This window comes from Corallococcus praedator (assembly GCF_003612125.1).
Lineage (GTDB): Bacteria > Myxococcota > Myxococcia > Myxococcales > Myxococcaceae > Corallococcus > Corallococcus praedator.
On the sequence record NZ_RAWI01000378.1, the window covers coordinates 1 to 8,852 of the forward strand.

The following is an 8,852-nucleotide window of genomic DNA, read 5'->3' on the forward strand; positions in this document are numbered from 1 at the left end:
GTACTGGGGGATGGGCGGCGCCGGGGGGACCGACTCCAGGCCCAGCCGCCAGATGGCGACGGCGAAGATGAACAGGCCCACCACCGCGATGCCGGCGCAGATGACGAGCAGCCGCTTGCGGCGCGTCACCATGTCCACCGCCCCCATGCGCGGCGTCTCCACCGTGTCGAAGCGCTGGGCCACCGGCAGGTGCCGATCCGACGGCGCGGGCACCGCCATGTCGGAGCGCCAACCGCCATCATCCCGGCCCTGGGCGGCGGCGCGACGCGACGCTCCGCTGCCGGGTTCGGCGGGGAGGGCCTCGGTGGGCTCGGCGCGGCCCCGGCGCTCCTGGCGGGGTGGTTCCGCGCCTTCGGGGCCCCGGTTCGCACCCGGCGGGGAGGCTCCGGCGGACGGAAGCGCCAGGGTCTCCTGGACGGGCGACCGGCCGGCGGCACCGCGCGCGGGGCGCAGGGCCGGGCGTCGTCCGGAGGGCGCGGGCGGTTCGTCCGCTCCCAGCGGCGGCGGCGTGGAGAAGTCCTCCACCACCTTCATGCGCGGGTTGCGCCCGACGCGCGTTCCCGAGTGCCCATCCGCGCCGCCCTGCGGAGTCACCTGGCGGCGGGACTTCTGCGCGAGCACGCCGGGGGGCGCATCCCAGCCCTGCTCCAGGGGGCCGGCATGGGCCGGTTCGGTGCCCCGCCCCTCCCTCGCGGCGAGCGGAGGCGCGGCCTCCTCCGGGCCGTCGTCCTCCGGGAAGGAATCCGGCGCGTAGTCCTCCGGGCGGAACGCCTCGAAGGCGGGGGCGGCCTCCTGCGTGCTGGCGGACGCCTCCTCCTCCGTGGGCGCGCGGGTGTACGGCATGCGCTGGACGATGGACGCCTCGTGCTCCTCGGCGTGCAGGTCCTCCATCTCCGCGCCGGAGATGGGCTCCAGTTGGAAGGGCTCCGCGAACGGCACGGGGCCGGGCACGGCGATGCTCACTTCATTGGGGAACAGCTCCGACACGAAGCGCGCCACGTCGTCCGCGCCGGGCAGGCCGCCGCCCGCGGAGAGGAAGTTGCGCAGGGCCTGGGCGAACTCGCCGCACGAACGGAAGCGACGCTGCGGCGCGGGGTCCAACGCGCGCATCACCGCCGGATCCAACCGCGCGTTGATGCGCCGATCCAACCGACTGGGGGGCGGCAGCGTTTCGCGGCGGGTGCTGACGCCGCTGCCGGGCACCACGGCCTCGCGCAGCGTGAGCAGCTCGTAGGCGATGGCGCCCAGCGAGTACACGTCGGACGCCTCCGTGGGCGGCTCGCCCCGCGTCACCTCCGGCGCCCGATACGCGCTGCGGCCGCGATGCGCGAAGGTGCGCTTGAGCTGGGGCACGGAGAGCAGCGCCTGCAACGCGCCGAAGTCACAGATGGCCGGGTAGCCTTCGCGCGACAGCAGCAGGTTGCCGGGGGTGAGGGCCCCGTGGACGACGCCCGCGTCGTGGGCCAGCTGCACCGCTTCCAGCAACTGGATGACGATGGACAGCGCCACGGTGGGCGGCAGCAGCACTTCCTTGGTGTTGAGGCGCTGGAGCGCGACGCCCAGCGTGAAGCCGTCCACGTCCTCGCGCACCACCGCGAGCCGCTGGCGCACGAAGCCCAGGTCCACGACGTGGAGGATGCCCGGATGGCGCACGGACTGGAGCCGCCGGACGGTCTCCGCCAACTGACGGGCGTAGGCCGGGTCGGAGGTGCGCTGCAGGAACAGCTTCACCGCGACGGGGATGGTGGGAACGAGCAGGGCCTCGTACAGCTCCGCCAGGTCCCCCGCCTCCGTGCGGCCGATGAGCCGGTACGTCCCGCTCATCGCGTCTTCCGCGCCGTCTTCGCGGCGGACCTTCGGGGACGGCGGGCCACGGCGGCGAACACGAAGCCGCACCACACGCACGACTCACCGCGTCGGCCCCGGGGCAGCTCCAGGGTGCAGCCGGGGCAGCGCGGGCGGGCACGGCCCACGTGCACGGTGGCCGCGGAGACATTGGGGCGCGAGCGGACGGACGGGGGCTTGCTGGCCTCCAGGAGGAGGCGGGCTTCCAGGCGACGCACCCGGTCCTCCAGCGCGGCGATCCGTGCGGACAGTCGCGCGTGATGGTCCTCGGCGGGAGCCGGGGATGGACGGGGGGAGCGCATCGGGGACAGAGCGTGCCAGCCCCGTGCGAAGCCCGCAAGGACGGGGCGGCAGGGAGCGCCGCGTGTTATGTCTTGCGGTCCCGTGCCGTCCATCCTCTCTCCCATCAAGCCCATCCCTGGCGGACCCTCCGTGGATCCGCTGCACGGGAGCTTCCGTTCCTCCATCAACCGGGAGCGCGCCGACGATGCGGCGCACCGCGCCCACGAGCTGCTCACCGACGAGCTGCTTGGCCGGCTGCTCTCCACGCCCCGGGAGCCCGCCGCCCTGGTGCCGCGCGCGAGGGAGGTTTTCGTCAACCGCAACCTGCGCATGGACCACGTCGAGCTCATCGGGTTCGACATGGACTACACGCTGGCGATCTACCACATGCGCCGGCTGGAGCAGCTGTCGTTCGACATGACGATCGCGAAGCTGATCAGCGAGTACGGCTATCCGCCCTTCATTGGCGGCCTGCTCTACGACCACCACTTCGTGATGCGTGGGCTCGCGGTGGACCGGGTGAACGGCAACGTCCTGAAGATGGATCGCTTCGGGCACGTGGGGCGCGCGTACCACGGCCTGCGGCCGCTCAAGCGCGAGGCGTGGAAGGAGCTGTACCGCAACAAGCGGGTGCGGCTGCGCAACCCGCAGTTCGCGTGGAACGACACGCTCTTCGCGCTGCCGGAGACGTGCCTGTTCTCCGGCATCATCGAGCTGATGGAGTCGATGGGGCACACCGTGGGGTACGGCAAGCTCTACGACGACATCCGGGAGGCCATCGACACGGTGCACCGGGACAACTCGCTCAAGCGGGAGATCCGCAAGGACCTGGCGCGCTACGTGTTCCTGGATCCGGAGCTGGGGCCGGCGTTGCACAAGCTGCGCTCGGGCGGGAAGCGGCTGTTCCTGCTGACGAACTCCGCGTGGGACTACACGAACGCGGTGATGCGCTACCTCTTGGACGGGCAGCTTCCGGAGTACCCGAGCTGGCGCAACTACTTCGACTTCACGGTGACGGCGGCGGGCAAGCCGGCGTTCTTCACGGAGAGCCGGCCGTTCCTGGAGCTGGACTCGACGACGGAGGAGGGCAAGGTCGTGGGCGAGGCGAAGGCGCTGGAGCGCGGCACGGTGTACTCCGGCGGCAACCTGGCCCAGTTCGAGGAGATGACGGGCTACCGGGGCGAGCACATCCTCTACGTGGGCGACCACATCTACGGCGACATCCTGAAGTCGAAGAAGTCGTCGCTGTGGCGCACGTGCATGGTCGTCCAGGAGATTGAGGACGAGATCACCTACACGGACCAGCGGCGCGCGGACATCGACACGCTGTCGGAGGTGGAGCTGACGCGGGCGCGGCTGGACGACGAGGTGAACCACCGCAAGACGGTGCTCAACTCCGTGGAGCGCCGGCTGGAGCGCGGGGAGCTGCCGGAGGCGGAGCGCCTGGAGGCGGAGGAGCTGCGCAAGAAGACGAAGGCGGAGCTGGAGAAGCTGCGCAGGTCGCTGAAGGAGACGAACGGCATCGCGGACACGCTGGAGCGTGACGTGGAGGAGGGCTTCAATCCGTACTGGGGCCTGCTGTTCAAGGAAGGCAACGAGAACAGCCGGTTCGGCTACCAGGTGGAGCAGTACGCGTGCCTGTACACGAGCCGGGTGTCGAACTTCCTGCACCACTCGCCGATGCAGTACTACCGCTCGCCGCGCGACCTGATGGCGCACGAACAGGCCGGAGCGCTGTCGAGCAAGATGTCCCCGCTGGGGAGCGAAGGGCCGCCGAAGGGCTCGGAGCAGGGGTAGGCGGCGCTACGGTGTCGCGGGCAGCCGGCCCCAGATGACTTCGCTGAAGCGCGAGGTGGGCGCGGGTTCGATGCCCAGCTTGTGCAGGTCATCGGTGTGCCGGGCGCCCTTCACGACGACCCAGCGGCGGGCGACGCGCCTCCCCTCCTCCAGGGCTTCAGGGGTGAGGGGCGCGTGCTCCGCGAAGCGGCGCAGCACGTCGAACGCGGGCTGGGCCTTCTTGGGCTTGGCGAACATCGGATCGAAGAAGACGACGTCGAAGGACTTCGCGGGCAGGGCCTTCAAGTAGGCGTGCGCATCCGCGTGGTGGACCTCGATGGCGCAGGAGTCCTCGCCCCGCTCATAGCGCTGGAGGCCTTCCGCGGCGACGACGCACAGGGCCAGACTCTTCTCCAGGCCCACCACCCTGCCCTGCGGCCCCACGGCGAGCGACGCCACCAGCGCGTCCTGCCCCAGGCCCAGGGTGCAGTCGAGCACGGCATCCCCGGGAACGAGCTCCGCGAGCTTGAGGAACGTGTCGTCGCGCTGGCCCTGCCGCAGCCGCATGCGCCGCAGGTGCGCCATGCCCGCGTGGAAGGCGAAGGAGCCCTGGGGCTCCCACAGCGTCACGCCATCACCGCCCACGACGAGCAGCGCGTCCACCCGGGTGCCGAGCCACGGGGCGATGCCCTCGCTGGAGCGGCGCGGAAGGAACGGCAGCCCCCACCGCTGCGCCACGGCACGCGCCTCGCGCACCGTGGGCACATCCGTCTTCGTGCTGGTGGTGACGGCGAGGGGAATCGGCGGCATCGGTACCGCCGCCCTACTCCGCGACCGCCTGGAGCTTCCGGCCGCCCTGCATCTGCGCCACCGTCACGGCCTGGTTCCGGCCGTTGCGCTTCGAGTGGTACAGGCACTGGTCCGACAGGTCGATGAGCTGCTGCTTCTCCTGCCCGTTGTCCGGGAACGTGGAGATGCCCAGCGACATCGTGATGCGCAGCGGGCCCATCTCCGTCTGGAAGACCTCCGCCATCACCGCCTCGCGGATCCGCTCGGCGATGACCTTCGCGCCGTGCGCGTCCGTCTCCGGCATCACCATCACGAACTCCTCGCCGCCGTAGCGCGCCACCACGTCCGTGTCCCGCGCCAGCGTCTTGATGATGCGCGCCACGCCCTTGAGCACCTGGTCGCCCGTCGGGTGTCCGTACGTGTCGTTCACGTTCTTGAAGTGGTCCACGTCCGTCAACACGATGGAGCACTTGCGGTTGTACCGGCGCGCCTGCGCGAGGATCTCATCCGCCCGCGACTGGAACGTGCGGTGGTTGAGCAGCCCCGTGAGGCCGTCCGTCGTCGCCATCTTCTCCATCTGCTCGTAGAGCTGCGCGCGCAACACCGCCTGCGCCGCCTGGATGGCGATGACTTCAATCATCCGCAGCACGTCCTGCTCGAAGGCCGCCTTCTTGCGCGACCCCGCGACGAGCGTGCCCAGGATGCGGTCCCCCGCCACCAACGGGAAGATCTTCAGCGCGCCCAGCCCGCGCACCTGCGTCTCCTCGTCGAAGATGACCTGGCGGTCCATCGCCTTGATGTCCCGCCCCGGCAGCGGCGCCCCGTAGCGCACCACGTTGGCGACCAGCCCGTTGTTGTCCGGGAACGTCCGGCCCTCCATCGCCTTGCCCTGCGCCGTCACGCCCGACATCCGCACCACGCGGTGCACCCGCTTGCCCTCCTGCTCCGACACCAGCGTCACCGCGCAGAAGTCCAACCCGGCCAGCTGCCGCGTCGACTCCAGCACCGCGACGAACACCTGGTCCGGACTGCCCGCGCGGTTCAGCTCCTCGATGGCCCGGAAGAACCGGTCCTTCTCGTCGCGCGTCTTGCGGATGTAGCTCATCACCCGCTCCACCTCGATGGAGCGCAGCACCTCACCGGCGATGGTCGTCAGCAGCTTCTCGTCCTGGTCCGTGAACGGCTCGTTCTTCTGCTTGTCCGCCACCAGCACGCCGCGCACGAGGCCACTGCCCTCCAGGATGGGCACCGCCAGCAGCGCCTGCACCGTGGGGCCGCCGCTCTCGTAGTACGTGACGCCCTTGAGCCCCTGCGGCGAGTTCATCCGCACCGGCGCCCGGCGCTTCAGCACGCCGCCGATGATGCCCTCGCCCGCGTTGAACTTCTCCCGCTGCACGCGCTCCGTGGGCGAGCGGCAGTCGTACAGCTTCAGGCTCCGGTCATCCGACGTCAGCAGGAACGCCGCGCAGGTGTCCGTGCGCAGGCCCGTCTCCGCGATCTCCAGCGCCGCGTGCACCGCGCCTTCAATCTCCTTCACCGACGCCACCAGCCACTTCTCGTCGGAGCTCATCCCGCTGAAGCTGTCCTGCGTCCCGGAGCTCACCAGCCGGAAGGTGCGCGCGCGCTCCTCCACCTCGCGGATGCGCTTCTGCACCGCGTCCGACTCCGCCCGCTTCGCCACCGCCATCCGCGCGGACAGCACCAGGTGGTACAGCCCCGCGAACAGCGCCAGGAACAGCGTGTGCGTGAGAAACCCGGTGACGTTCACCACCGTCCCGCCCAGCGTGACGAGCCCGTCGTACACCAGCGCCACACCCAGCAGCGTCATGCCCGCGTTGCGCGGCAGGAACGCCACCAGGAACGCCATCAACAGGTAGACGATGGGAAACAGCTCCGTGCCGCCAATCGCCACGACGATGAACGCCGCGGAGATGAGCCCGCCGCCCAGCTCCAGGTCGTCGCGCAGGTCGATGATGGCGCCCACCGAGGAGCGCATCGCCCGGCGCCACGCTGCCATCCCGATGCCGACGAGCAGCCCCACCACCAGCGCCGCTTCCGTCCACCCCAGCGTGTGCAGACCCCGGAAGCCACCCCGCGCCAGATGCACGAAGGTCGCCAGGGCCACGGCCGCGGGGATCGCGCGGAAGAACGCGCGCACGAGCTTCGCCGGAGAGGGCACCGAGGGCAGCGAGGTCATGGTGACTCCAGGTGGAAGACGATTTCGCCCGGCTTCACGTAGCCAAGCTCCTCACGCACGGACTGCTCCAACGTCGCCGGATCCTTGCGGAGCGCGGCGATCTCCCGGCGGAGCGCGTCGTTCTGCGCGGCCAGCGCGCGGTTGCGCTCATCAAGCCCCGCCACGTCCTGCCGCAGGCGCAGGTAACGCCGGAAGCCCTTGGCGTCCGCCACCGAGGCCAGGCTCAAGGCCACCGCCACCACCGCCGCCGCCATCAGGAGCTTTCGCCGAGACGTCATGAACGCCGGCGAAGGTACCAGCGGCCCCCCTGCCCGCAAGAATTCCGCTCCAGCCCTGTAGCACCGTCAGAAGCGGTGCCCACCGGCATGAAAACTCAGTCTTCCTTGAGCAGCTTTTCGATGGCCTTGGCCACGTCCGCCTGGCCTTCCACGCCCTGCCACGCGGCCACCGCCCGGCCGCGCTTGTCCAGGAGCACCGTGCTGGGCAGCGCGCGGATGCGGCCGAAGGCGCTCTGCCCCGCGCGCATCCGCTCATCCGACACCAGCACCGGGTACGGGAACGCGTAGTGGTCCGCGAACGGGGCCATCACCTTGCCCTCGTCCAGGTCCATGCCCACCGCCACCACCTGGAAGCCCCGGGGGCCGTACGTCCCCTGGAGGTTCTTGAGCGTGGGCAGGTCCGTCAGGCACGGGAAACACCACGTGGCCAGGAAGGACACCAGCACCACCTTGCCGGAGAGCTGCCGGGGGTCGTAGCGCGTGGGGCCCACCGACGGAAGGTAGAGCGCCCGCAGGAACGCGGGCCCCGCATCCACCGGCCCGCTGTTCCGGTGACACCCGGACAGCGACAGCACTCCCACGGCCACGGCACACGCCAGGGCGCGCGCTCGCACCGGGGTCACGCCTCCGTCGTCGGGGGGCCACCCCGGAGCTGACATTCGCGGCACAGGCCGTACAGCTCCATCTTGTGCGACGTCACCGTGAAGCCGTGCTTGCGCGCCACCGCGTCCTGGAGCGTCTCGATGCGGTCGTTCTCGAACTCCACGATGGTGCCGCAGCTCGTGCAGATGAGGTGGTCGTGGTGCTCACGCCCGGCGGCGGCCTCGTAGCGCGTCTGCCCGTCGCCGAAGTTGCGCGCGTGGGCCAGGCCGCACTCGTTCAACAGCTTCATGGTCCGGTAGACGGTGGCCACCGACACCTTGGTGTCCTGTTCGCGCACCTTGTTCCACAGCTCCTCCACGGACAGGTGACCGCCCACCGCGAAGAACGTGTCGATGATGAGGCTGCGCTGACGCGTGCTCTTCAGGCCGTGCTGGGCCATGTAGCGGGCCAGCACCTCCTCCTTGTTCTTGTCGTCGTCGTGCGAGTGGGCGTGGGAATGATGGCTATGGGTCGTCATCTGCAATCTCTGGAGCACCACATGTGTTGAGGCTGGGATGCCCGCCCCCGCAAGCCAATTTCGCCTGCCGCCCTCAGGAAGCGCCCGCTCCCCTGACTACCACGGCGATCGACTTGCGTCGCACGTGGGCTGTTTACATTGGGGTCGGACTGGCTCATTGACACCTGTCTGGCGGCGAAGATAGAGGCAACCGCCCTCGTAAACGAGCATTTTTCCGAACCTTTCCATGATCAGTCCCTGGCAGAGAAGACGGCAGCCTGACGACGTACCCACGCCGGTGGCCGTGGCGGTGTCGGACTTCTGCCGACGCGCGAAGGCCCCCGCCCCCGCACAGGAGGTCCGCGAAGCGCTCGCGCTCCTCTCCGAGGAGGAGGACTTCCGGGTCCGGACCCTCACGGACGGTGAACCGGAGACCTCTCCGCTGGGGCCCTTCGCCCTGGTGGACATCCTGCGCGGCGTCCCCGCGTCGCTCGCGGCCCAGCGCCAGACGTGCGGCTATTACGCGCTCGCCCAGGAGCTGGCCCAGGTGCGCGAGGAGAAGACCCCCGCGCCCCCCCCTGTCTCC

General features: G+C 70.3%; 8 protein-coding genes and 1 pseudogene. 2 read left to right on the forward strand and 7 right to left on the reverse strand.

The window, feature by feature from the left end:
• On the reverse strand, nt 1-1,824 hold a 1,824-nt coding region (locus D7Y13_RS33250), incomplete at its 3' end, for a serine/threonine protein kinase (protein WP_147452547.1).
• A complete protein-coding gene (locus D7Y13_RS33255) occupies nt 1,821-2,063 on the reverse strand; it encodes a hypothetical protein (protein ID WP_233595863.1) in 243 nt (80 codons plus the stop codon). The genes D7Y13_RS33255 and D7Y13_RS33250, both read right to left, overlap by 4 nt.
• 151 nt (nt 2,064-2,214) lie before the next feature.
• On the opposite strand from D7Y13_RS33255, the gene D7Y13_RS33260 reads away from it, so the two are divergent.
• Nucleotides 2,215-3,924, forward strand: coding sequence for an HAD-IG family 5'-nucleotidase (locus D7Y13_RS33260; RefSeq protein ID WP_120585318.1), 1,710 nt, complete (start codon nt 2,215-2,217; stop codon nt 3,922-3,924).
• Between the two features lie 6 nt (nt 3,925-3,930).
• Here D7Y13_RS33260 and D7Y13_RS33265 read toward each other — a convergent pair whose 3' ends face one another.
• The 5 genes from D7Y13_RS33265 to D7Y13_RS33285 form a co-directional block, all read right to left on the reverse strand.
• Nucleotides 3,931-4,713, reverse strand: coding sequence for a class I SAM-dependent methyltransferase (locus D7Y13_RS33265; RefSeq protein WP_120537481.1), 783 nt, complete (start codon nt 4,711-4,713; stop codon nt 3,931-3,933).
• Between the two features lie 13 nt (nt 4,714-4,726).
• On the reverse strand, nt 4,727-6,889 hold the full coding sequence (locus D7Y13_RS33270; protein ID WP_120585319.1) for a sensor domain-containing diguanylate cyclase: 2,163 nt from the start codon (nt 6,887-6,889) through the stop codon (nt 4,727-4,729).
• Complete coding sequence (locus D7Y13_RS33275; RefSeq protein ID WP_120537483.1) at nt 6,886-7,167, reverse strand: FtsB family cell division protein; 282 nt, start codon at nt 7,165-7,167, stop codon at nt 6,886-6,888. Before D7Y13_RS33275 ends, D7Y13_RS33270 begins: the two co-directional genes overlap by 4 nt.
• 95 nt (nt 7,168-7,262) lie before the next feature.
• On the reverse strand, nt 7,263-7,790 hold the full coding sequence (locus D7Y13_RS33280) for a TlpA family protein disulfide reductase (protein ID WP_233595864.1): 528 nt from the start codon (nt 7,788-7,790) through the stop codon (nt 7,263-7,265).
• Entirely contained in the window at nt 7,787-8,287 is a 501-nt protein-coding gene (locus D7Y13_RS33285; RefSeq protein ID WP_199732911.1) for a Fur family transcriptional regulator, read from the reverse strand. The genes D7Y13_RS33280 and D7Y13_RS33285 overlap by 4 nt, the downstream gene beginning before the upstream one ends.
• Before the next feature lie 226 nt (nt 8,288-8,513).
• Here D7Y13_RS33285 and D7Y13_RS33290 point away from each other — a divergent pair.
• A pseudogene (locus D7Y13_RS33290) lies at nt 8,514-8,852 on the forward strand (hypothetical protein); the annotation flags it as partial.

Coding starts and splice junctions, on each gene's coding strand:
- D7Y13_RS33260 (WP_120585318.1), top strand. CDS start 2,215: ATGTCTTGCGGTCCCGTGCCGTCCATCCTCTCTCCCATCAAGCCCATC.
- D7Y13_RS33265 (WP_120537481.1), bottom strand. CDS start 4,713: ATGCCGCCGATTCCCCTCGCCGTCACCACCAGCACGAAGACGGATGTG.
- D7Y13_RS33270 (WP_120585319.1), bottom strand. CDS start 6,889: ATGACCTCGCTGCCCTCGGTGCCCTCTCCGGCGAAGCTCGTGCGCGCG.
- D7Y13_RS33275 (WP_120537483.1), bottom strand. CDS start 7,167: ATGACGTCTCGGCGAAAGCTCCTGATGGCGGCGGCGGTGGTGGCGGTG.
- D7Y13_RS33285 (WP_199732911.1), bottom strand. CDS start 8,287: ATGACGACCCATAGCCATCATTCCCACGCCCACTCGCACGACGACGAC.